Here is a 21,454-nt window from a genome sequence, read left to right as displayed (position 1 = left end):
AACAAGGTTTAGTTTGATATGTAAAATATTATTTTCTATCGTTACGAGGAACTTTTTACTGTCAAGTTAGGTTATCATTCTCATACAAATAAAATAAGCACTACCTTTTTAAAATATATTATACATAATAATAGCAATTTTAAGAATTTAATATTACTAATGATAAGCATATTGGTATTCAGAAAATTTATATTTTACTGTTGCTTTTATATAAAATTTCCCTTATCATATAAAGTAAGAATAAACAGAATGATCATTCCATTATACGGAATATAAATGATTTAGGATTCAAACAACAGTACACATCACCCCAGCACGCAAACCATTGGAGGGAGTTTATTGGAAAAATTAATGGACAGAAGTGACTTATTAAGATTTATTGACGATGGAAATACATTACTTGTTGGTGGATTTGGTTTATCAGGAACACCGCTCACACTAATTGATGAACTGGCTGCTTCAAACAAAAAGGACTTGACGGTGGTCAGTAATAATTTAGGTGAAGAAGGAAGAGGACTTGGAAAGTTGCTGCTTTCGGGGTGTTTGAAGAAAGCAAAGGGGTCGTATTTTACAACGAATCGGGATGCGGTTCAGGCATGGAGTGATGGGAAACTGGAAATTGAACTTGTTCCACAGGGCACGCTTGCTGAAGCAATTCGCTGTGGTGGTGCTGGGATTGGAGGATTTTATACAAAAACTGCTGTAGGTACGAAGCTTGCGGAAGGAAAGGAAGAGAAGGACTTTAATGGAGAAACGTATATTCTCGAGCATGCGATTAAAGGAGATGTTTCCTTAATCAAAGCATTGAAAGCGGATACATTAGGCAATCTTATTTATGATCATACGGGACGAAACTTTAATCAAGTAATCGCAACTGCTGGAAAAATGGTGATCGCAGAGGTTGATGAAATTGTTGAAGTTGGGGAGCTTGCGCCACTGGAAATCGTTACACCACATGTATATGTCGATTATGTTGTGAAGAATAAATATGTGAAAAAAGGAGGGAAGTATGTTGAGTCTTGAGCGGATTAAAATTGCCAAACGAGTTGCTGAGGAACTATCAGATGGAGAAGTTATCAATCTAGGTGTGGGAATCCCGACACTAATTCCGGATTACCTTGGTGATAAGAAAGTTTATTTACAATCAGAAAACGGGCTGCTTGGAATGGGACCGACACCCGACGAGGAAAACATTAATATGGATCTGATCAGTGCGAGTAAAAAGCCGATCACGATGGATACTGGTGCTTCCTTGTTTGACAGCTCCGATTCCTTTGTAATGATCCGCGGGGGACATGTGGATTTGGCTGTCATGGGTGCACTCCAAATTGATCAATATGGGGAAATTGCCAATTGGGCTGTTCCCGGCAAAACTATTTTAGGTGTTGGTGGCGCCATGGATCTTGTTGCCGGCGCAAAACGAATCATCATCGCCTCCCGTCATCGTGCAAAAGATGGTAGTCCCAAGCTTGTGAAAGAGCTGCGTTTTCCAAGCAGTGGGGTAAGAAAAGCTGACATGCTGGTGACAGAACATGCAGTATTTAAATTTACGGATAGTGGTCCGGAGCTGGTGGAAATGCTGTCAGATATAAATTTGGATGAATTGAGGAAAATTACTGGAGCAGATTTCACTTATAGTGCTGAGTAAATAATAAAGGAGATGTATGAATGAGACAGGTGACAGTAGTTGGTTCAGGAGTAATGGGAAAAGGAATTGCCTATGCTTGTGCAATAGCAGGGTTTAAGGTTTATTTAAATGATTTAAACGAAGAAATTCTAAGGAATGCAAAAGCTTCGATTGAACAGCTGCTCGAGGGAAGCTTTAAAAAAGGATTTCTCAAGGAAGAAGTGTACTCCAATGCGAAGGAAAATTTACATTATGAAGTTGATCTTTCTACAGCTGCAAAGGATTCAGAGCTTGTGATTGAAGCAGTGCTTGAGAAAAAGGATTTAAAAATCGATGTTTTCAAGCAACTGGATAAAATTTGTTCACCAGAGACTATTTTAGCGACAAATACATCAACCATGAGTCCAACTGAAATTGGTGCACAGACATCACGTCCTGAAAAGGTAGTTGCCATGCATTTTTTTAATCCGGTCCATAAAATGAAGCTGATTGAGGTTATTCGCGGGCTGGAAACATCGGACGAGACAGTAAAATATGTGAATACGATTGCTGAAGAGATGACAAAGCAAACAGTGGAAGTCAATGAATTTCCTGGATTTGTAACGTCTAGAATGAATTGTTTGATCGGAAATGAAGCAATGAACATGTTGATGGAGGGCGTTGCCAGTGCGGAGGATATTGATAAGGCAATGAAGCTCGGACTGAATCATCCAATGGGGCCACTTGAGCTTGCTGATCTAGTTGGTCTGGATACACGCCTAAGAAATATGGAGTATTTATATGAAACCCTTGGTGAGAAATATCGGCCCTGTCCACTTTTAGTTAAATATGTAAGAGCAGGGCGGCTCGGCAAGAAAAGTGGTAGTGGGTTTTATGACTATTAGAAACTTGGTATTTGCTCTAGGTTAGGTGATGCTTTAGTTTGAGAAAACGCTAAAGCGTCTTTCCAGAAGTCAGATTTGAAGAAAACGGCGAAAAAGCTGATTTCGTTTATACTTTCTTCCTTCTCAACGAAAAATACCTTCCGTCTGCGATGTACATACGGTGAGGCATTACTTATGCAGAGGGAAATATGGATTATCCATTTTCATCATAGATGGTGACTACGTTCAGCGGAGCCATGGTAGTTTCTTTACTGCCAGATAAGGGGGATGACAGATGAACAAGTTTGAAAATGTAAATGTAACAATAAAAGAGGGTATCTATTGGCTGACATTAAATCGACCAAAAGCGAGAAATGCCTTAGACGCAAACATGCTAAAGGAAATGGATGCTGCCCTTGTTGAAGCGGAGATGGCTGAGGATGTACGTGTCATCATTATTCAAGGGGCAGGCGGCAAGTCATTTGCTGCCGGGGCGGATATTAAACAATTAAACGCCAGAAAACCGCTCGAAGCGCTCGTTCCTGGAATGCAGGGGATTTACCAGAAATTAGAAAACAGTACAAAGGTGACGATTGCAGCTGTGAACGGCTACGCACTTGGCGGGGGCTGTGAGCTTGCATTAGCCTGTGATATTCGAATCGCAACAAATAAAGCAAAGCTCGGCTTGCCTGAGCTAAATCTTGGGATTATTCCAGGTGCGGGCGGAACGCAGCGGCTCGCACGGATCGTTGGAAAAGGCCGGGCACTCGATATGATATTAACTGGAAAAATTATCGATGGAGAGGAAGCAGAGCGGATTGGACTTGTGACATATTTCGTTTCAGAGGATGAACTCACATCTAAAATAGAATCAATTGCCGGAGCTATTTTGAAGAAAGGTCCGGTAGCAATTCAATTGGCTAAATTTGCAGTACATAAAGGCTATGATGTTGATGAAGGTACTGCAATGTGGATTGAAAAACTATCACAGGCTGTCGCTTTTGGTACGGAGGATAAGGATGAAGGCACGAAAGCTTTCATTGAAAAGCGAAAAGCAGTGTTCAAAAATAAGTAGGGAGATGGGATTATGGATTTTAATTTCTCAGAGGATATTGAGTTTTTACGTTCCAATGTCCGAAAATTTGTAAAAGATGTAGTGGAACCACGTGCAATGGAGATCGAAGAAAATGACCAAATTCCTGAAGATATTGTTGAGCAGTCGAAAGAGATGGGCCTATTCAGTTTAAGTATCCCTGAGGAATATGGCGGTCTTGGGCTTGATATGGTTGGAAAATGTGCGATTTATGAGGAACTGGGAAAAACCCATAATGGCTATACCACCTTGATTGGTGCCCATACAGGTATTGGAACAGTTGGTATCGTAGAGCTGGGGACTGAGGAGCAAAAACAGAAATATTTACCGAAAATGGCAACAGGGGAATGGATTGGAGCTTTTGCATTGACAGAACCAAGTGCCGGTTCAAATGCTGCCAATCTGAAAACAACTGCCGTGAAAAAGGGAGATAAGTATATTTTAAATGGTTCCAAGCATTATATTACAAATGCGGTCGATGGTCATGTTTTTACGGTCATGGCAGTCACTGACAGTTCTAAAGGTGCAAAGGGGATTACATCATTTATTGTTGAAAAGGATTTTCCGGGATTTATGCTTGGCAGTGTGGAACAGAAAATGGGGCTTCGAGGTTCTCATTCTGCGGAATTATTTTTCGAAGACATGGAAGTTCCTGCTGAAAATGTCCTAGGCGAAGAAGGAAGAGGCTATGTCAATGCATTGAAAATATTGGCGAATGGTCGTGCAGGACTTGCAGCACGTAACCTTGGTTCATCTGTTAAATTACTGGAGCATTCCCTGTCCTATGCAAAGGAACGGGAGCAATTTGGCAAGCCAATCCTTGAAGTGCAGGCCGTTCAGCATATGCTGGCAGAGATCAGTATGCAAATTGAAACATTACGTTCATTAACATACCGGGTTGCCTGGATGTCTGATCAGAAACAACGGGTCGTTAAAGAAGCAGCAATTGCCAAGCTGTATGGATCAGAGGTTTACAATAAAGTTGCGGATTTGGCAGTACAAATTCATGGGGGAATCGGTTATATGAAGGATTACCCAATTGAACGTTATTTCCGAGATGCACGAATTACGAAAATTTATGAAGGTACATCAGAAATACAACGAAATATTATTGCCGGTGAACTAATCCGTGAACTTGGTAGATAGAAATGTATAACACGTTTGTTATTTGCATCCGTGTATAACAAATCGTTTACATTGGTGATGCAAAGAACTTGTCGTTGAACGATTGAAAGCTTTCAGGCGGCTTGCACTCCAGAGGATAAGGGAAGGGTATGAAGGAGGCAACATACGTATGCAAGAAATCCATTAGCGAATGCTAGGTTTTCTAACAAAAAGGAGTGAGTAGTTTGGTAGAATCATATATCGTTGGATCTGTCAGAACCGCCGTTGGTAAAATGGGTGGTGCATTGAAAAATGTTACGGTTGATTATTTGGCTGAAGCAGTTATTAGGGAAGTTTTACATCGTTCGAACACAGATATTACAGTGGATGAGGTAATCCTCGGGCAGGCGAAGCAGAGTGCAGATACTTCTAACCTGGCAAGAGTCGCTGCATTACGTGCAGAGCTTCCTGTTGAAGTTACCGGCTATACGGTGCACCGTCAATGTGGCTCAGGACTCCAGGCAATAAATAATGCGGATATGCAGATTAAGTTAGGATTATCGGATGTTGTGGTTGCCGGTGGTGCGGAAAGCATGAGTACTGCACCATATTATATCCGAAATGCACGTTATGGTTTGCAGGCAGGAAACGGGCTATTGCTTGATCCAAATACAGAAAGCCAGCCATGTTCTCAGCCTCAAGAAACCTATGGAAACTTAACCATGGGCTTTACTGCGGAAAACCTGGCTGAGAAATATAATATTTCTCGCAAGGAGCAGGATCAATTTGCAAGGCGCAGTCAGGAATTAGCAGATCAAGCCATAAAGGGAGGAAGCTTTGAGGATGAGATTATTCCCTTTGAAGTAAAGGAACGCAAAACAACAACAACATTTAAAGTGGATGAACATCCACGCCTTTCCACATTGGAGCAGTTGGGTAAGCTCCGTGCCGTCTTTAAGGAAAATGGCTCGGTGACTGCAGGAAACGCAAGTGGAAGAAATGATGGAGCTGCAGCAGTATTAATGATGAATGAAGAAAAAATGAAACGTTATGGATTAAAGCCAAAGGCAAAAATTATTGCCCAGGCTGTGAGCGGGGTGTCTCCTGATATTATGGGAATCGGTCCGGTTGAATCAACAGCCAAAGCGCTGAAGCAATGTGGACTTACCATCGATGATATGGGCTTAATCGAATTGAATGAAGCATTTGCAGCCCAGGCGCTTGCTGTTATACGGGAAGCTAAAATGGATATCAATCGGGTAAATGTGAATGGTGGGGCAATTGCATTAGGTCATCCGATCGGTGCAACTGGTGCTGTGTTAATGACAAAACTGCTTCATGAAATGGAAAGACGAGGAGAGAAATACGGACTTGTAACACTTTGTATTGGTGGTGGCCAAGGTATATCCACAATTATTGAGTACCTTCAATAGAAAATTAGTCGGTGAAAATTGCCGGATTTTTCTCTAAAAGCTGTTTTCGCATAGATTGGGACTGCGATTACTCGCCCCACCAAAAGACTTGTTATTATCTGCCCCGTAGTCGATATAAACTGCGACATAGTGAAAATTATCTAACATGACGCTTTCTCTTATTCTAATGATGGTTGAGCGCTAAAACTCGCTCCGGCAGAATACTTCGCTTTCCACGGGCACGGCCTCAGCCTCCTCGAGAAAACCACTCTGCGGGGTCTTCGGACGCGTGCTGTTCCCGTAGGAGTCTTCGTATTCTGCCTACGCTAGTAAGAGCACCGTCCCAGCGGAGGAAACACATTGAAGACTCCTGCGGGAGGAAAGGCATAGGTGAGACCCCGCAGTGCGTAGCACGAGGAGGCTCACCAGCCGCCCGCGGAAAGCGAAATGTGTTTCCGGAGCGGTAGATTTAGCACATATTATCATTAAAAGTTACTTCGCAGTCTATATCAACTGAGAAGGTAAAAGCAATCAGGTTTATGAAAAGAGCCTATCGAAATATTTGAAAGGAGGAAAGCCAATTGAAGGATCTTCATATTGTACAAATCCTCCCCATGTATCATCCGGACGGAGAGGAAGTTTTGAATGGGCATGCACGTGTGACGAAATTTGACACATTTGATGAACAGGAAATCATCAACTTTTTAACGAATAATAAGGTAGACGGGATTATTCTTCGTGCACCGGCAAAAATCACATCAGCAATGCTTGATGCCTCTAAACATGTAAAAGCTATTTCCGGAGCAGGGGTTGGACTGGATAATATTGATGTGACTTATGCGACTAGTAAGGGAATCCGTGTCCTGCATGCCCCCAAAGTCAACAGCCAGGCAACTGCAGAGCATGCAGTCAGTCTGATTCTTGCAGCCATGAAGGATATTCCTCAATTTCATCAGGAAACACGTCTTGGAAACTTTGGATACAGGGATGGAAAATATACAAGGGAGCTTTATGGTAAAAGGTTAGGGCTGATTGGATTTGGCTCCATCGCTCAAAAAGTGGCCAAAATCATGAGACTCGGTTTTGACATGAATGTTATCGTATATGTACGAACGATTCATGAGGAAAGAAAAAAACTTGCAGAATCACTTGATGTGGAACTGACTCTGTCAATAGAGGAAGTTTTCCAAAAAAGCGATGTGGTCAGCTTGCATATACCGTTAAACGACAAAACGAAAGCATTAGTTGATCGAAAATATTTTGAAATAATGAAGCCGTCTGCTGTGTTAGTAAATACGGCACGTGGTGGGATTATGAAGGAACAAGATCTAGTGAATGCGCTGAAAAACAAGCAAATCCATCGTGCGGGAATCGATGTTTTCAGTAATGAACCACCACCTCGGGATCATCCTTTTTTTGGACTGGACGAAGTGATCCTGACACCACATATTGGTGGGATTAGTTTGGAAGCAGCAAAAACTACATCTGTAATTATTGCAGAAAATTTAATCAAGGCAATTAACGGTGAAGAATTAGAAACAATTGTAAATAGACGAGAGCTGAACAAATGAAAACAGGAGGATACATATGATCAAAAAGAAAATAGCACTGATTCCAGGGGACGGAATTGGACCCGAGGTTGTCACAGAAGGTGTGAAAGTTTTAAAAGCAATTGAACAAGTGGATGAGAATCTCTCGTTTGAGTTTACCGAATTCCCTTGGGGTTGTGAATATTATCTTGAAAACGGTAAAATGATGGCTGATGATGGACTTGAACAGCTAAAGGATTTTGATGCGATTTATCTTGGCGCTGTTGGGTATCCTGGTGTTCCAGATCATATTTCATTATGGGATTTGCTGCTCAAAATCAGAAAGGGTTTTGATCAATATGTGAATCTCAGACCTGTTACTCTCTTGAATCCAGCCTTAACCCCGCTGAAAAATAAAACGGAAAAGGATATCGACTTTTTAGTCATTCGTGAAAATAGTGAAGGGGAATATGCTGGTGCAGGTGATTGGCTGTTTAAAGGAAAACCAGAAGAAGTCGTTTTGCAAACGGGTGTATTTTCACGGAAAGGGACAGAGCGGATTATCCGGTATGCATTCGAGGAAGCATATAAACAGAAAAAGACAGTAACGAGCATTAGTAAAGCGAATGCATTGAATTATTCAATGGTGTTTTGGGATGAAGTTTTCGAGGAGGTAAGCAAGGAATATCCTGATGTGGAAACATATTCCTATCTAGTCGATGCTGCAAGTATGTTTTTTGTGATGCAGCCTGAACGGTTTGAAATTGTTGTGACTTCCAATCTATTTGGTGATATTCTAACAGATATTGGTGCAGCAATTACAGGGGGGATGGGCCTTGCAGCAGGTGCAAATATAAACCCGGAGCGGCAGTTCCCATCAATGTTTGAGCCTGTACATGGTTCAGCACCTGACATTACCGGAAAAGGATTGGCAAACCCAATCGCCGCCATTTGGTCTGTTGCCCAGATGATGGATTTTTTCGGGGAAGTACAATGGGGAGCACAAATTGTAACAACAATCAAAACGCTGATTGATGAAGGGGAGCAGCTCACGCCGGATCTTGGCGGAAATGCATCAACTGCTGAGCTTGGAACCTATTTCACAAAATTATTAATCGAAAATCTGGATAAATAACGTCAATAATCAAGCAAGAAATAAGCTTCAATAGAGGTGCTATTACGATGAGTCAAAGTTTGCTAAAAGCTATACGTTTGTTAGACTGCTTCTTGAAGAAACCGGAATTATCGTTAATCGAATTAACAGAGCTTGCCAATTTGCCGAAAACGACAGTATTCCGTCTGGTTTCCTCACTAGAAGAAGGCGGTCTGCTAGTAAAGGTGAAAAATACCAGTCATGATGTTAAATATCGTATGGGGCTAAAATTACTAGAACTGGGAAACCATGTCAGTGAACAGTTGGAATATAAAAAGTTAGCATTCCATCATATGAAAAAATTAAATAAGAAAATCGATGAATTGGTTCATATGGTCGTATTAGAGGGCGATGAGGCCGTATACGTCGAAAAAATGGATAGTACGAAACCGGTTCGCCTAGTTGTCGAGGTCGGTAGAAGGGCACCACTCTATGCGGGATCAGCACCCAAGGTATTATTGGCAGGAATGGATGCAGCTACTTTAGAGACGTATTTAAGTAATTTGGAAATGAAGAAATTTACGGAGAATACCATTGATAATATCGATGATTTGAAGAAGGAAATTCGGGAAATTAAAAATAAAGGCTATGCATTCAGCAGATCGGAGCATTTTAAAGATACCATTGGGTTTTCTTATCCGATCTATAATTATCGTGGTAAAACGGTTGCTGCATTAGGTGTAAGTATTCCGATAAGTGATTATACGGATGAACGAAAAATGATTATTTTGGAGGAATTAAAGCAAACGGTGAGAAATATTTGGTGGGAGTTGGGGTATCGGGGGTAAACTAGTGTTAGTATAAGTAGATGAACTTTCATGAAGTTGCAATCAAGCTAGCGCTCCAATCTATCTACCTTTTAGCGAGTGATTTTTTACGATATTCGATATGATCACTGGATATGCGAATCAACTTTCCAAAAGAACCAGTTTGCACCAAGTTTTTTTGTTGACGGAATCGAGATGATTGAACATCGTCTTGGTACTTGTTACTTCTTGGCGCCTACGGTAACCGACTGTGTCTCTAAGGGGACTGTAATGATGGTTAAACGAAACTAATCCTTGGAAAATGATGCAGCAAGTACCAATCGTAAAATGTAAAAGAGCCAAATGGAAAACCTAATTTTCAAACCAATATTTTTTAAAAATTAAGAAATCCACTTGACATTTGCAAATATTGAATGTATTGTATGTATTATTCAAAAACTTAATATCTCATATTCTTATCAAGAGAGGTAGAGGGACTGGCCCTGTGAAACCTCAGCAAAAGACTTTTTAGTACTGTGCTAATTCCAGAAAGCGTAAAGCTTGAAGATAAGATGAAGATTTTGTAGACGGACAAAGCCTCTTCTTATTTTAAAAAGAGGCTTTGTCCGTTTTATTTTACAGCAATTAAATTAAGGGGGGAACAAGATGAAACGTAATTTGGAGGAACGTTTAAAGGATGGAACAGTTATTGTAGGAGAAGGTTATTTATTTGAATTAGAACGAAGGGGGTATTTGCAGGCGGGATCATTTGTTCCTGAGGTGGCCCTGGATAATCCGGAAGCACTCAAACAGGCATACAGGGATTATATGAACGCTGGATCGGATGTCGTATTAGCTTTTACATATAATGCGCATCGTGAAAAAATGCGTATCATTGGCAAAGAAGATTTATTGGAACCTTTAAATAGAAAAGCCATTCGATTGGCAAAAGAGGTTGCTAAAGAGCATCCAAAAGAAGAAGCTTTGGTAGCGGGAAATATATCAAATACGAATATCTTTAATCCAGACAATCCAGAGTCAAAGGAGCAAGTCAGAAGCATGTTTGCGGAAATGGTGACATGGTGCAAGGAAGAAGGGGTTGACTTCATAAATGGTGAAACCTTTTATTATCATGAAGAAGCGTTAATTGCGCTGGAGGAAATCTGCAAACAGGATATACCGGCAGTTATCACATTTGGTTTAATGGGTGAGAATATATTACGAGATGGGTATACAGTAGAAGAATCCTGTAAAATACTTTCTGAAAATGGTGCGTTGGTTGTTGGTATGAATTGTTTCCGAGGACCTGGTACGATGCAGCCATACCTTGCTAGAATTCGGAATAATGTGGAAGGATATGTCGCTGGCTTGCCCATTCCATATCGCACAACAGAAGAACATCCAACATTCTTTAATTTACCTGATGGGGGTTGTAGTTGCCATTTACCTACAGAAACAACGTTCCCGACCGCTCTTGATCCACTCTATCATAACCGCTATGAGTTAGCGGCATGGGCAAAAGAAGCAAAGGATATAGGCATCAATTATATTGGTCTGTGTTGTGGTGCCTCACCAGCAATGTTACGGGCAGTAGCAGAAGCTGTAGGGGTTGAAACACTAAATACCAAATACTCTCCAAATATGACGAAGCATTTCCTGTTTGGAACCGATAAAACACTTCAAAAGCATAATTTAAATTATCGGTTAAAAGCTTAATCGATCATACTTAGTTAAGCGGATGGCAAAATTTACTAGTATTTTTGCTGAAATCAAGCAAAGTTGAGAGAAGTATGCAATAAGTTGAGAGAAAAGCTTATGAAGTTGAGAGAAGTATGCAATAAGTTGAGAGAGAAGCTTATGAAGTTGAGAGAAGTATGCAATAAGTTGAGAGAAAAGCTTATGAAGTTGAGAGATAATTGTAAATTCCCGTGTTTCCTCTCAACTTTTACCCAGTTTCTCTCAACTTTCCCGTGTATCTTTCAACTTTGCCGTTTTATCTCACAACTTTCATCTTTAATGAGGATGACCATTTCTTCAGTACTTTATCATTTGTAGCTACCGCTCTCGATCCCGTTCTTAACGTATATTTAAGTGTATTCCTTCATATTTTTCCTTTTTATTTAGAAGTAAGAAAGGCAAATGAAATTAGCATTTTCGCCGCTTGCTTCCAATCTGTCTTCTGGTAAGACGCTTTAGCATTTTCTCAAGTTTTTTCCTAGTTGCAAGCAAGGGCTGTACAAAAGGCTAGCAAATAAGCCTGAAACAAAATTAGAAAATAAAAGTTACTAAGTTACAATGCTGCTAATCCACCAGTAATTACGATAGAAAGTGCCCGCTGCAAATATTTTTAATGTGCTGTGAGGTCTACCTCTTGCGTAGGATTAAAGGATATGATAATATATAGGCAGTGATTGACCGTAAAACTAATTTAGTCATTCAGTATAAAGGTGGGATGGTGGATATGGCAGTGGATCGAAAACGGCTAATTATTGATGCAGCAACGAAGTCCTTTTCTTTATTTGGTTATAAAGCAACTACAATGGATCAGGTTGCGAAATTAGCGAACGTCGGAAAGGGAACCATTTATACTTTCTTCAGAAATAAAGAAGAATTATTTGATGAGATCGTTACATCGTTAATTAAAGAAATGAAAGCAGCGGCAGAGGGCACGATGGACGATAAGCTTTCCTTCTATGAAAATGCGAATAATGCATTTGTAAAAATACTGGAGTTTCGAAATGAGCATCAGTTAACAATTAAGCTTTTACAGGAAGAACGTGAAATTGGTACACCAGCGACATTGGAATTCATGGAAAGGCTGGAGCATGCCATTGTAAATTATATCAAAGACATGGTTCAAAAAGCCATTGATAAAAATGAAATAAAACCATGTGATCCAGAGATTACAGCTTTTGCGATGTTGAAGCTATATATAGCACTTATATTTGACTGGGAGCAAACAAGACCCCCGTTGAAAAAAGGGGAGATTTCCCAGTTATTTGAACTGTATTTCTTTGAAGGATTATCAAAGTGATAGTCCTTATTTTTTAATGTTTAATGACTGTTTGAATGAAATAGTCATATTGATTGATTTTTTAAGGTTAAATGACTGATTGAGAATTATAGTCATATATTTTCGGAGGTAGGTAACAGATGAAGAAGTCCTTATTTATAACGGAGTTAAAAGAAATTTTAAGCAATAAAAAGGTTCTTATTCCAATTATTGCGGTTATTTTTGTGCCACTTTTGTATGCAGGGATGTTTCTATGGTCTTTCTGGGATCCCTATGATCATTTGCAGGAATTGCCAGTTGCAGTGGTTAACGAAGATATAGGGGCAACCTATGAGAATGTGGATTTAGCATTAGGCGATGAGCTTGTAAAGAAATTAAAGGAAAATGATGAATTTCAGTTTAGTTTTGTGCCTAAAGAAGAAGCGTATAAAGATTTAGCAAAGCAAAAGTATTATCTATTAGTAGAGATACCAGATGACTTTTCCAAAAACGCTACAACGTTAATGAATGATAAACCGGAAAAGCTGAGAATGAAATACGTTCCAAATGAGAGCTATAACTTCTTATCCTCGCAAATAGGCGAAACTGCCATTAATGAAATCAAGTCAGCTATTGCAAGTGAGGTATCAGCCACCTATGCGGAAACGATGTTTAAAAAATTGGCTGATGTTGCTGATGGTCTTGTGACAGCCAGTGATGGGGCGCGTGAATTGGATGATGGTGCAATTAAACTGAAGGATGGTTCCTTAGCGTTGGAATCAAATCTGAAGGAGTTAGCCTCCAAGTCAATCGAGTTTCAGGATGGTGTTATCAAGGCATCTGCAGGAACGAAGGATTTAGAAAATGGTTCTCAGGAGCTTGTACAAGGGATCGGCCAATTGACAGACGGAAGTGGCGCACTGTTTGATGCTTCGAAGCAAATCGAGGATGGTGCGCAGGAATTAACGAATGGGGTAGCTGAAGTAAATAGCGGAGCCCAGGAAATGAAAGCAAAAATACCGGAATTAGTCGATGGAACAACCCAGGTAATGGATGGGGTCAAGCAATTGCAAACAGAGCTGCCAGCGCAATTAGCTGTAACCATCAATGAGAAAATGCAGGGCAGTGCTGGTGAAATGAATGCTGGGCTTGATCAACTACAGGCTGGGTTAAGTAAGGAATTGTCAGCTGGTATAGCAGAGCAGGTCGCTACCCTGCAAAAAGAACAAGCAACTAAGCTGATAGAAGGATTACAGGGACAGGTGCCAGAGGAAGTGATTCAGGGGATTGCAGAACAGATTAGTCAAACCTCGCCAACAAAAGAACAAATAGAGCAGCAACTCCAATCAGGAATTGACGAAGGACTTGATCAAGGGTTTTCTCAATATAAACGTACGGTTGATGAACAGTCGTCCAACGAAACAAATGGGGTGAAAGAGCAAATTCAGGCAGCGGTTGATCCGACATTTGATCAGCTTTATAGTGGTTTGTCTACCATTAATCAGGGTCAAACCTCGTTGCAGACTGGTGTAAATCAATTAGCTGCAGGAACAAGCCAGTTGAATCAAGGTGCAAATCAGCTGAGCGAGGGACAACAGGACTATGTGAATAGTATGGAGATATTTTATGAAAAAATAAACCAAGCCAATACAGGTGCACGAAAACTTGCAACAGGTGTACAGGAATTAAATGGAGGGTTGCAGGCCTTATCTGATGGCTCTGGAAAAATATCTGATGGGTCAAATAAACTTGCAAAGGGTTCAACAGAGCTGGCAGACGGAACGATGGAATTGGAAGCTGGAACGAAAGAAATGAATGAGAAGCTAAGTGAAGCTAGTGACCAAGCGAATGCAGTTGAATCTAATGAGGATACGTATGATATGATGGGAGATCCGGTAACCGTTGATAAAGAGGAAATGAATACAGTTCCAAATTATGGTACAGGATTTGCGCCGTACTTTATATCGTTAGGATTATTTGTTGGTGCATTATTAATTACAATTTTATATCAATTAAAAGAGCCGGCAAGAAAACCTAAAAATGGTTTTACTTGGTTTATGAGTAAGTTTGGCATAATTTCTGTTGTCGGTGTCGTTCAGGCATTACTCGTAGATGCAATTTTGATCGTTGGATTAGGAATTGAAGTAACAAGTATTCCATTATTTATTTTGGTTTCCATCGTAACTAGTGTAACATTTATGACGCTAATTCAATTTCTAGTTACATTATTTGGGGATCCTGGCCGGTTTGTGGCGATTGTCATTTTAATCTTGCAATTAACCACCAGTGCAGGAACATTCCCGCTTGAATTAGTACCAAGTATTTTACGTCCAATCAATGCAGTACTGCCGATGACTTACTCTGTGCAAGCATTTAAAGCAGTCATCTCCAGTGGCGATTACGGGTTCATGTGGCAAAATATCGCAATTTTAGCCGGCTACACCATTGTATTTATAGCAATTACCATGAGCTACTTTATCGTTAAACATCGTAGAAAATAGGGTTGGTGTCGATCGCTGATTGGTTATTATTGCTTCTGATCGAAGGCTGTCCCAATCTATAAAGCTGTTAGAACTACATTGCACGCAGGGTCAACTTGCATAGTTCGTACATCAGATACATCCCAATTTATAAAGCTGTTAGAACTACATTGCACGTACGAAAATGCAATGGTTCTAACAGCTTTTTTTGAAATATATTGCCGGTTAATCAGCAATAAAAATCCCGCTTCTAGAATTCAAAAGAAAATCCATGCATGGTAAGTGGGGGATGAATAGCCAGTAAAAATTCGATTCGTTCACTCATAATCAGCGGGATAAAGAAAATCCCCGGCTCCCACGCATAAAACGGTGTGAAAAAGTCCAATGGGATACTGATAATTAATAAATTTGCAGTGGATACCGAAATATCGATAAATGCGTAAGAGCCAAATCCCCTACTAATTCAAGTTTCGCTTTATCCGGTTTGGGTCGCCCCGCTGTGAATCCACGCAAATTCAGGTAATCGGTGAATTTGCTTTAGGTCTGGTCGATTTTACCTTCCGAAAATAAGTGGAAGAAAAAGCCCTGCTAAAAATATTTCCTTTATTTGCAGGGGTGGATAAGAATAGTTTATTCGCCATAAACCGGGAAGTGATACCTCCTATGGCTTTTCATCATTGTCTCTTATCAATTCATTGGTTGACTGCTTGAATTCTCGTAATGTTTGTCCAGCAGCTTTGCCGATTTCCGGTAATTTTTTTGGACCAAATATAATCAGGGCTAAAGTGATAATTAGAATTAAGCCAGGTATTCCAATATTCGTTAAACCCATATCGTTCACCTCTTTTATGTTGGCTTGATGGTATATTTTTTGAAAATATACAGATAGCATGCCCGGTATATGATTAATTATTCGCATTTAATACTTCCAAGCTTTAATGTAGCAGGATTACCAGCGAATGGACGATCTAAACATTGCTGCTTTTCTGTTTTGCATTGGCTAATTGGCCGCCGCCATTATCAAGATATTTCTCAATTCCCTCAGCTGCTCGATAAGCCAAAGCTCCGATTGTCGCAGTTGGATGATGGCCAGCAAAATGTGGGAACGCCGATCCGCCGACTACAAATAGATTATCGACATCCCACATCTGCAAATAGTTATTCACTGCCGACGTTTCAGGATCGTCTCCCATAATCACACCACCTGCATAATGTCCACCCTGATAAATGTGATCGAATTCTGCGGGAATCTCATCTTCATCAATAATATCAGCACCCATTTCCTTGATAATTTCTGAACATTTCTTTACGCCAAATTGAGCTATATTTCGGTCTTGATCTGTATATTTATTGGTTACCCGTATTAAAGGATCGTTAAAGTTATCTTTATATGTAGGATCCAGATCCAAATAATTATGCCACCATGACATAATTGCTGGTGTATACCATACATATAAGGTTCGATACGCATAAAAGAGGGAGTTTTTCTTAAATTCAGGTCCCCATTTTGCCGTTCCCTGTGGTACATGATTACTTGCGATTGCGCTGTCGCCATACTGTCTGAGTTCAATTCCGCCCCCATTAATAAAATCCAGGTCAGAGTGATCAAAGTTATCGCCTGCAAAATCACTGAGTGTTCCACCTAGTGCCCCTGCGCCCATATAAAGATTAAATTTACGATCATTGAAAAAGCCTCGAGCCCCTCTGAAAGTCAGGTTAAACTGTCCATTGAAATTCCTGCCGATAACTCCTTTTCTTGACTGCGGATCATAATTTGTCCCAATCTCAGACAACATTAACAGCCGATTGTTGGTAAAGGTAAAGGCAGCTAAAACGACTACATCGGCAGGTTGCTCGTATTCCTGCCCTGTTGTTGTATCAACATACATAATCCCGTTTGCCTTCTTTCCGTCATAAAGAACTCGGCGAGCATTTGCTTCCGTTTTTAATGTAAAATTTCCGGTTTTTTCAGCGGTTGGCAGTACCGTAACAAGGGGATCTGATTTAGCTCCAAAATCACAGCCATGCTGCGTGCAATAAGAACAGTACATGCATTGATTAAGTACTTCCCCATCTGGATTTTCATATTGTTGCGAAAGGTTTCCTGCTGGGACTTGATAAGGGTGGTAGCCAAGACTTTTCGTTGCTTCCTTAAATAAGCGTATTGGTGGTGTTTCTTTCATCGGGGGGTTCGGATAGTCACTTGAGCGTTTATATCCAAGTGGGTCCACTTCGCCCGATAATCCGGCAGTTTTCTCGAAACGGTCATAGTATGGCTCAAGTTCATCATAGGTTATCCCCCAATCCTGGATGGTCATGCCTTCAGGGATTTTGTTTTTCCCATAGCGTTCGACAGTTTTACTGTAAATTTCAAAATCATAGGGCAAAAAACGGTATGTTGCCCCAGCCCAATGGACACCGCCCCCACCAAGATCCGTGCCTGCCATATATTCATCCCTAGTTCTCACGGGTAATGCGGCTTGTTCTGGCGTGTTACGGGAAGTAATCGTTTCATGGGTCAGGTTTTGCATCATTTCGAATCGATTGGTAAATCTAAGTTCGTCTTTTACACCTGTATAATCCTGTCTGTTTCTAAAACCACCTCGTTCCAGCGCAACCACTTTTTTGCCTGCCTTGGCAAGCTCAGCCGAGATAATGCCACCCGCCCAGCCGGTGCCAACGACAACAACATCCACTTTATCTAGCTTTATAGCCATAGTATATCCTCCAATTAAAATTTAAGATTGGTATTCTCTCAAGCTTTTTTGATCCATACTAATAAAGTCCTCATTTTCGATCTCATTCAGGTAGCCCATGCGCGGACCAGGGTATTCTTTCATTTTCCAGCCAAGCATGTTTTTGTTTCCTCCATACAACGGGTCTGCATATGCGCCTTCTATTGTGGTTTGCAGAAGTAAATTGAAAAACGTAACAGAATCCACCCCTTTCATCACGGCTTCTCCACTTTGAAATGCCTGGAGAACTTCATTTTGTTCATCGACCTCAGCATCAACATATTTCTTCCCAAACTTATCCTGACTCATTTGATCCATTCTTCTTAAGCCTTGTATGAATATTTCCCCTCTGTTTAGTCTTGTCTGATATCTTGGCATCGGCGTAGGTGCCTGGGCATCCGTGTTAGGCCCCGATTTATCCTGATCCCTGTCCTGATGCTCGTATTCGTGGGTTTGCTGATTGCGTATAAACGGATCCTTCATATAGGACTTAGCATTTGTGCCCCAGTACCCGGCTAGTTGTTTATCGATAAAATAAGGGACCCCTAATTCAATGGCACCAGGTCCGTTTTCATCTTTTGGGAAAATACGTTCAGTAGCTGCCGCTAAAATAACGAAATCTGCTTTACGGCTAAAAAACATTCTTGCATCTTGTAAATTTTCTGTTGCTTCCGTGTTTTTGGTTTGTGTATCATCCTTCGATTGAAATTGATTTGTCAGTAATCCGCCAAGTAATGAACCACCAACCACACCGCCAGCAACCATCCCGGAATTTTTAATAAATTTTCGACGGCTTAACGCATCCTTTTCATTACTATTTTCAGTCATGCTATTTCTTCCCTCCTCAAAATTTAGTAGTTATATAAGTTGAGTAAAAGAATCTAGCGGATATTGTGGCAACTACAAAAGAGGTTCGCAGCTTTCATTCAACTTATAAAGTAGGATTATCTTTTGCAGAAAAATAAAAACTATTCATTTTAGGTTGTCACTTCCCTATTTTTGTCAGATATTGTCGAATAGATTGCTTGATAGGGCTTCGGTATTCAGCAAGTCGCTTTATGATGCTGATCTGTAAGGTTAGAAGCACGGATAATCAAAGAATAACGATCCTTTTACCATGCATATCCAGGAGTGGGATTGTACTATTTTGCAAGTGGGAAGGGGGATTCATAAAGAAGATCCTAAAAGCGAATTATGGTTCAATCACATTTTGCGTGGAAGGTTGGTCTAGTTGGTTTATTCGGAACCGATATAATGTGTTTATAAAGAAACAAAACTATTAATTTCCCCGTACTTTGTGAAAGATCCGGAATTATATGTTATTCATACTTACCCTAAAGAGCCCAATACACCCAAGAAAAAATGGGGAGGTGTTAGGCGATAGTGAAAAGGCTAATGAATCAATATGGTTTATCACTTGTAGATATGGAACGAACATTTACGGATAAACTGACTTCAATTACAGATTTTCCGAACGAGAAAGCCTATGCAGGATGTAGCCCATCTTTAGACATGGGATGATAGTGAGGTAAATGCGGAGCACTACTTTTAAACGTAAGGTTTGTAGTGCTTCAAGCATTTGAAAAGAACAGTTAATGGCAAGTATATTAGAGGGACTTTTATACTTGCCATTTTTTATATGGTTAATTTGTTGCTAAATTCAATGCTGATGAATAGGTTATTTACTGTATATAAGCATTTTTTTCTCTTTCTAAAATGAAAAACGAAGGTTCTATTTTGTGTAAATTATCTTTAAACATTGCCTAAAATAAGATCTTTTATCCAATCATTATTGCCTATTTCAATACTGTCTCCACTTCCATAATCCGATCTGCAACCGCCACCGTTAATTCTTTCGTTGTCTTCGGGACGAATGATTTAAGGACTGAATTTATCATCGGACCCATCATCCCTTTAGCGGTGATGTTTAAATGGCCTGTCATGTTTGTCGCGGTACTGCTTATCGCTTCTGCTTCAAAATAGCCGCTTCCTTTGAAGTTATCACTTAATCCAGTCAAATCAAAGGTAACTTTCGTTGGTTCCTGCCATTTTGTAATATCAATTTTCATACTAATGTTTTTTTGTACAATACCGGTATCCCCTTTAAATTTCCAGGTGGACACTGTAGCACTAAGCATTTTATGATCAATATATCCTGGAACTAAAGGTGCCCAATTATCCATATTACTAACAAAGTTCCAAACTCTCTCGATAGGAATATCCAGTTTTGTATGATGAATTCCACTAGGCATTGCATATCCTCCTTTTATGCTGTATCTTCGGGTTGTTCACCTTATGTAGTTCTTCACCCAATTTACCGTTAGACGATCATTATAGTCATTCTAACAAATCGCTCCCACTAAGTATATAGCAAATAATGAGCAGCGACGATTTATGATACTGCTCCATTTTATGCAAGAAGAAATACACCCATATTTCGTTCTGCATACGTCATACTTCAAAGTCCTTATATCGCAGACGATAAGTATTTTTCTCCTGTGTTAAGGCATCGCTAAAAGAGTAGCGTATAATGCTTTTAAGAAAAACGCTAAAGCATCTTTCCAGCAGTCAGAGACCAGAAGTAAGATTTTTAGATATCAGCGAAAAAACCGATTCCATTTATATTTCTTACTGCTCCGAAAAAGGCAATTTCATTTATGTTTTCTTACTTCTCTAAGAAAGCAAAATACGCTTTCAAGTATTCCTTTAACGATTGCCAAGTTTTCTAAATGTATGCTTGGAGTTAGCTCTTTTATGCACAAAAAGCACCTTGATTCAAGCAAATTTTTTGTGGTTCAAATCAAAAGTGTGTGATAATGAGCGTAAATAGGTCTGAGTAAAAAAATCAAACTGGAGGTAGGAAATAGATGATCACAGCACTAAAAGATACCGTCACCCTAAATAATGGGGTCAAGATGCCGGGATTCGGTTTAGGTGTATATAAAGTTGATGACGGAAATGTTGTCATCGAAGCAGTAAAAACAGCCCTGGAAAATGGCTATCGAAGTATTGATACTGCCTCTTATTATCATAATGAAAAAGGTGTTGGACAAGGGATTAAGGAGTCTGGTATTCCAAGAGATGAAATCTTTGTTACATCAAAAGTATGGAATGATGAGCAAGGGTATACAAGCACTTTACAGGCATTTGAACAGAGCCTGGAAAGACTGGATATGGAGTATCTTGATCTGTATCTGATCCATTGGCCTGTTAAGGATAAGTTTAAAGAAACCTGGAGAGCGCTGGAAAAGCTTTATGCTGACGGGAAAGTACGTGCGATTGGTGTGAGTAATTTTCATATTTATCACTTAGAAGATCTGCTTATAGATGCTAACGTAAAGCCAGTCATTAATCAGGTTGAATTTCACCCGCATCTGACTCAAAAAGAACTTCGGCAATTTTGCGAGAAAGAAAATATTCAACTGGAAGCTTGGTCGCCATTGAAGAGAGGTCAGCTTTTGAATGAACCAACCATATCTGAAATCGCAGAAAAACATCACAAGTCCCCTGCGCAGGTGATTATAAAATGGGATTTGCAAAATAATGTGATAACCATTCCTAAATCCATTACAAAGCATCGAATCATCGAAAATGCGGATATATTTGATTTTAATTTAACAGAAAATGAAATGAATCGAATGAATAATTTAAATACTTAAGTTTCGCACCCCCAAAAACAGGGTTTACAAGCTATGTTCTTAGCCTATCTTTCCTGCTATT

General features: G+C 40.0%; 18 protein-coding genes and 1 riboswitch. Of the genes, 14 read left to right on the top strand and 4 right to left on the bottom strand.

Going from position 1 to position 21,454, the window contains the following annotated elements; genetic code table 11:
• Positions 1 to 351: 351 nt before the first annotated feature.
• The 12 genes from AC6HVZ_RS18175 to AC6HVZ_RS18120 all read left to right on the top strand — a co-directional run bounded on the left by AC6HVZ_RS18175 (position 352) and on the right by AC6HVZ_RS18120 (position 15,020).
• Entirely contained in the window at positions 352 to 1,023 is a 672-nt protein-coding gene (locus AC6HVZ_RS18175; RefSeq protein WP_497559546.1) for a CoA transferase subunit A, read from the top strand.
• On the top strand, positions 1,010 to 1,648 hold the full coding sequence (locus tag AC6HVZ_RS18170) for a 3-oxoacid CoA-transferase subunit B (RefSeq protein ID WP_497559543.1): 639 nt from the start codon (positions 1,010 to 1,012) through the stop codon (positions 1,646 to 1,648). Before AC6HVZ_RS18175 ends, AC6HVZ_RS18170 begins: the two co-directional genes overlap by 14 nt.
• A gap of 20 nt (positions 1,649 to 1,668) precedes the next feature.
• The gene (locus tag AC6HVZ_RS18165; RefSeq protein WP_497559542.1) at positions 1,669 to 2,511 is read left to right on the top strand and encodes a 3-hydroxyacyl-CoA dehydrogenase; all 843 of its coding nucleotides are present in this window, start codon (positions 1,669 to 1,671) and stop codon (positions 2,509 to 2,511) included.
• Between the two features lie 274 nt (positions 2,512 to 2,785).
• Positions 2,786 to 3,565, top strand: a complete 780-nt coding sequence (locus AC6HVZ_RS18160; protein ID WP_497559541.1) for an enoyl-CoA hydratase/isomerase family protein — start codon at positions 2,786 to 2,788, stop codon at positions 3,563 to 3,565.
• 12 nt (positions 3,566 to 3,577) lie between these two features.
• Entirely contained in the window at positions 3,578 to 4,729 is a 1,152-nt protein-coding gene (locus AC6HVZ_RS18155) for an acyl-CoA dehydrogenase family protein (RefSeq protein ID WP_497559540.1), read from the top strand.
• Positions 4,730 to 4,932: 203 nt separating this feature from the next.
• The gene (locus tag AC6HVZ_RS18150; RefSeq protein WP_497559539.1) at positions 4,933 to 6,120 is read left to right on the top strand and encodes a thiolase family protein; all 1,188 of its coding nucleotides are present in this window, start codon (positions 4,933 to 4,935) and stop codon (positions 6,118 to 6,120) included.
• Between the two features lie 560 nt (positions 6,121 to 6,680).
• Positions 6,681 to 7,670 carry an NAD(P)-dependent oxidoreductase gene (locus AC6HVZ_RS18145; protein WP_497559538.1) on the top strand — a complete coding sequence of 330 codons (990 nt, stop codon included), beginning with the start codon at positions 6,681 to 6,683 and terminating at the stop codon, positions 7,668 to 7,670.
• 16 nt (positions 7,671 to 7,686) lie between these two features.
• Positions 7,687 to 8,763: a tartrate dehydrogenase gene (locus tag AC6HVZ_RS18140; RefSeq protein WP_497559537.1), complete on the top strand. Its 1,077-nt coding sequence runs from the start codon at positions 7,687 to 7,689 to the stop codon at positions 8,761 to 8,763.
• Between the two features lie 47 nt (positions 8,764 to 8,810).
• Positions 8,811 to 9,569, top strand: coding sequence for an IclR family transcriptional regulator (locus AC6HVZ_RS18135; protein ID WP_497559536.1), 759 nt, complete (start codon positions 8,811 to 8,813; stop codon positions 9,567 to 9,569).
• Between the two features lie 431 nt (positions 9,570 to 10,000).
• Positions 10,001 to 10,101, top strand: a riboswitch (SAM riboswitch).
• Between the two features lie 92 nt (positions 10,102 to 10,193).
• Positions 10,194 to 11,243 carry a homocysteine S-methyltransferase family protein gene (locus AC6HVZ_RS18130; RefSeq protein WP_497559535.1) on the top strand — a complete coding sequence of 350 codons (1,050 nt, stop codon included), beginning with the start codon at positions 10,194 to 10,196 and terminating at the stop codon, positions 11,241 to 11,243.
• Between the two features lie 745 nt (positions 11,244 to 11,988).
• Positions 11,989 to 12,561, top strand: a complete 573-nt coding sequence (locus tag AC6HVZ_RS18125; protein WP_497559545.1) for a TetR/AcrR family transcriptional regulator — start codon at positions 11,989 to 11,991, stop codon at positions 12,559 to 12,561.
• 119 nt (positions 12,562 to 12,680) lie between these two features.
• Positions 12,681 to 15,020, top strand: coding sequence for a YhgE/Pip family protein (locus AC6HVZ_RS18120; protein ID WP_497559534.1), 2,340 nt, complete (start codon positions 12,681 to 12,683; stop codon positions 15,018 to 15,020).
• Between the two features lie 640 nt (positions 15,021 to 15,660).
• Here AC6HVZ_RS18120 and tatA read toward each other — a convergent pair.
• The 3 genes from tatA to AC6HVZ_RS18105 form a co-directional block, all read right to left on the bottom strand.
• A complete protein-coding gene (gene tatA, locus AC6HVZ_RS18115; RefSeq protein ID WP_497559544.1) occupies positions 15,661 to 15,831 on the bottom strand; it encodes a twin-arginine translocase TatA/TatE family subunit in 171 nt (56 codons plus the stop codon).
• 136 nt (positions 15,832 to 15,967) lie between these two features.
• Entirely contained in the window at positions 15,968 to 17,716 is a 1,749-nt protein-coding gene (locus AC6HVZ_RS18110; protein WP_497559533.1) for a GMC family oxidoreductase, read from the bottom strand.
• Positions 17,717 to 17,737: 21 nt separating this feature from the next.
• Complete coding sequence (locus AC6HVZ_RS18105; protein WP_497559532.1) at positions 17,738 to 18,562, bottom strand: gluconate 2-dehydrogenase subunit 3 family protein; 825 nt, start codon at positions 18,560 to 18,562, stop codon at positions 17,738 to 17,740.
• A 555-nt stretch (positions 18,563 to 19,117) separates the two neighbouring features.
• Between AC6HVZ_RS18105 and AC6HVZ_RS18100 the strand changes: the two genes are divergently transcribed.
• Positions 19,118 to 19,255, top strand: coding sequence for a hypothetical protein (locus AC6HVZ_RS18100; RefSeq protein ID WP_497559531.1), 138 nt, complete (start codon positions 19,118 to 19,120; stop codon positions 19,253 to 19,255).
• A gap of 275 nt (positions 19,256 to 19,530) precedes the next feature.
• Here AC6HVZ_RS18100 and AC6HVZ_RS18095 read toward each other — a convergent pair whose 3' ends face one another.
• Positions 19,531 to 19,986: an SRPBCC family protein gene (locus AC6HVZ_RS18095; protein ID WP_497559530.1), complete on the bottom strand. Its 456-nt coding sequence runs from the start codon at positions 19,984 to 19,986 to the stop codon at positions 19,531 to 19,533.
• 615 nt (positions 19,987 to 20,601) lie between these two features.
• Between AC6HVZ_RS18095 and AC6HVZ_RS18090 the strand changes: the two genes are divergently transcribed.
• Positions 20,602 to 21,393 carry an aldo/keto reductase gene (locus AC6HVZ_RS18090; protein WP_497559529.1) on the top strand — a complete coding sequence of 264 codons (792 nt, stop codon included), beginning with the start codon at positions 20,602 to 20,604 and terminating at the stop codon, positions 21,391 to 21,393.
• Positions 21,394 to 21,454 lie beyond the last annotated feature (61 nt).

The sequence above is a fragment of the Oceanobacillus sp. NCCP-135 genome, from assembly GCF_059698015.1.
The sequence above is the reverse complement of the archived record's forward strand: the minus strand, read 5'-3'. Positions and strand labels throughout refer to the sequence as shown.

Bases quoted from the DNA above. Each gene is read 5' to 3' on its own strand.
- AC6HVZ_RS18175 (WP_497559546.1), top strand. From the start codon at position 352: ATGGACAGAAGTGACTTATTAAGATTTATTGACGATGGAAATACATTA.
- AC6HVZ_RS18170 (WP_497559543.1), top strand. From the start codon at position 1,010: ATGTTGAGTCTTGAGCGGATTAAAATTGCCAAACGAGTTGCTGAGGAA.
- AC6HVZ_RS18165 (WP_497559542.1), top strand. From the start codon at position 1,669: ATGAGACAGGTGACAGTAGTTGGTTCAGGAGTAATGGGAAAAGGAATT.
- AC6HVZ_RS18160 (WP_497559541.1), top strand. From the start codon at position 2,786: ATGAACAAGTTTGAAAATGTAAATGTAACAATAAAAGAGGGTATCTAT.
- AC6HVZ_RS18155 (WP_497559540.1), top strand. From the start codon at position 3,578: ATGGATTTTAATTTCTCAGAGGATATTGAGTTTTTACGTTCCAATGTC.
- AC6HVZ_RS18140 (WP_497559537.1), top strand. From the start codon at position 7,687: ATGATCAAAAAGAAAATAGCACTGATTCCAGGGGACGGAATTGGACCC.
- AC6HVZ_RS18135 (WP_497559536.1), top strand. From the start codon at position 8,811: ATGAGTCAAAGTTTGCTAAAAGCTATACGTTTGTTAGACTGCTTCTTG.
- AC6HVZ_RS18130 (WP_497559535.1), top strand. From the start codon at position 10,194: ATGAAACGTAATTTGGAGGAACGTTTAAAGGATGGAACAGTTATTGTA.
- AC6HVZ_RS18125 (WP_497559545.1), top strand. From the start codon at position 11,989: ATGGCAGTGGATCGAAAACGGCTAATTATTGATGCAGCAACGAAGTCC.
- AC6HVZ_RS18120 (WP_497559534.1), top strand. From the start codon at position 12,681: ATGAAGAAGTCCTTATTTATAACGGAGTTAAAAGAAATTTTAAGCAAT.
- tatA (WP_497559544.1), bottom strand. From the start codon at position 15,831: ATGGGTTTAACGAATATTGGAATACCTGGCTTAATTCTAATTATCACT.
- AC6HVZ_RS18110 (WP_497559533.1), bottom strand. From the start codon at position 17,716: ATGGCTATAAAGCTAGATAAAGTGGATGTTGTTGTCGTTGGCACCGGC.
- AC6HVZ_RS18105 (WP_497559532.1), bottom strand. From the start codon at position 18,562: ATGACTGAAAATAGTAATGAAAAGGATGCGTTAAGCCGTCGAAAATTT.
- AC6HVZ_RS18095 (WP_497559530.1), bottom strand. From the start codon at position 19,986: ATGCCTAGTGGAATTCATCATACAAAACTGGATATTCCTATCGAGAGA.
- AC6HVZ_RS18090 (WP_497559529.1), top strand. From the start codon at position 20,602: ATGATCACAGCACTAAAAGATACCGTCACCCTAAATAATGGGGTCAAG.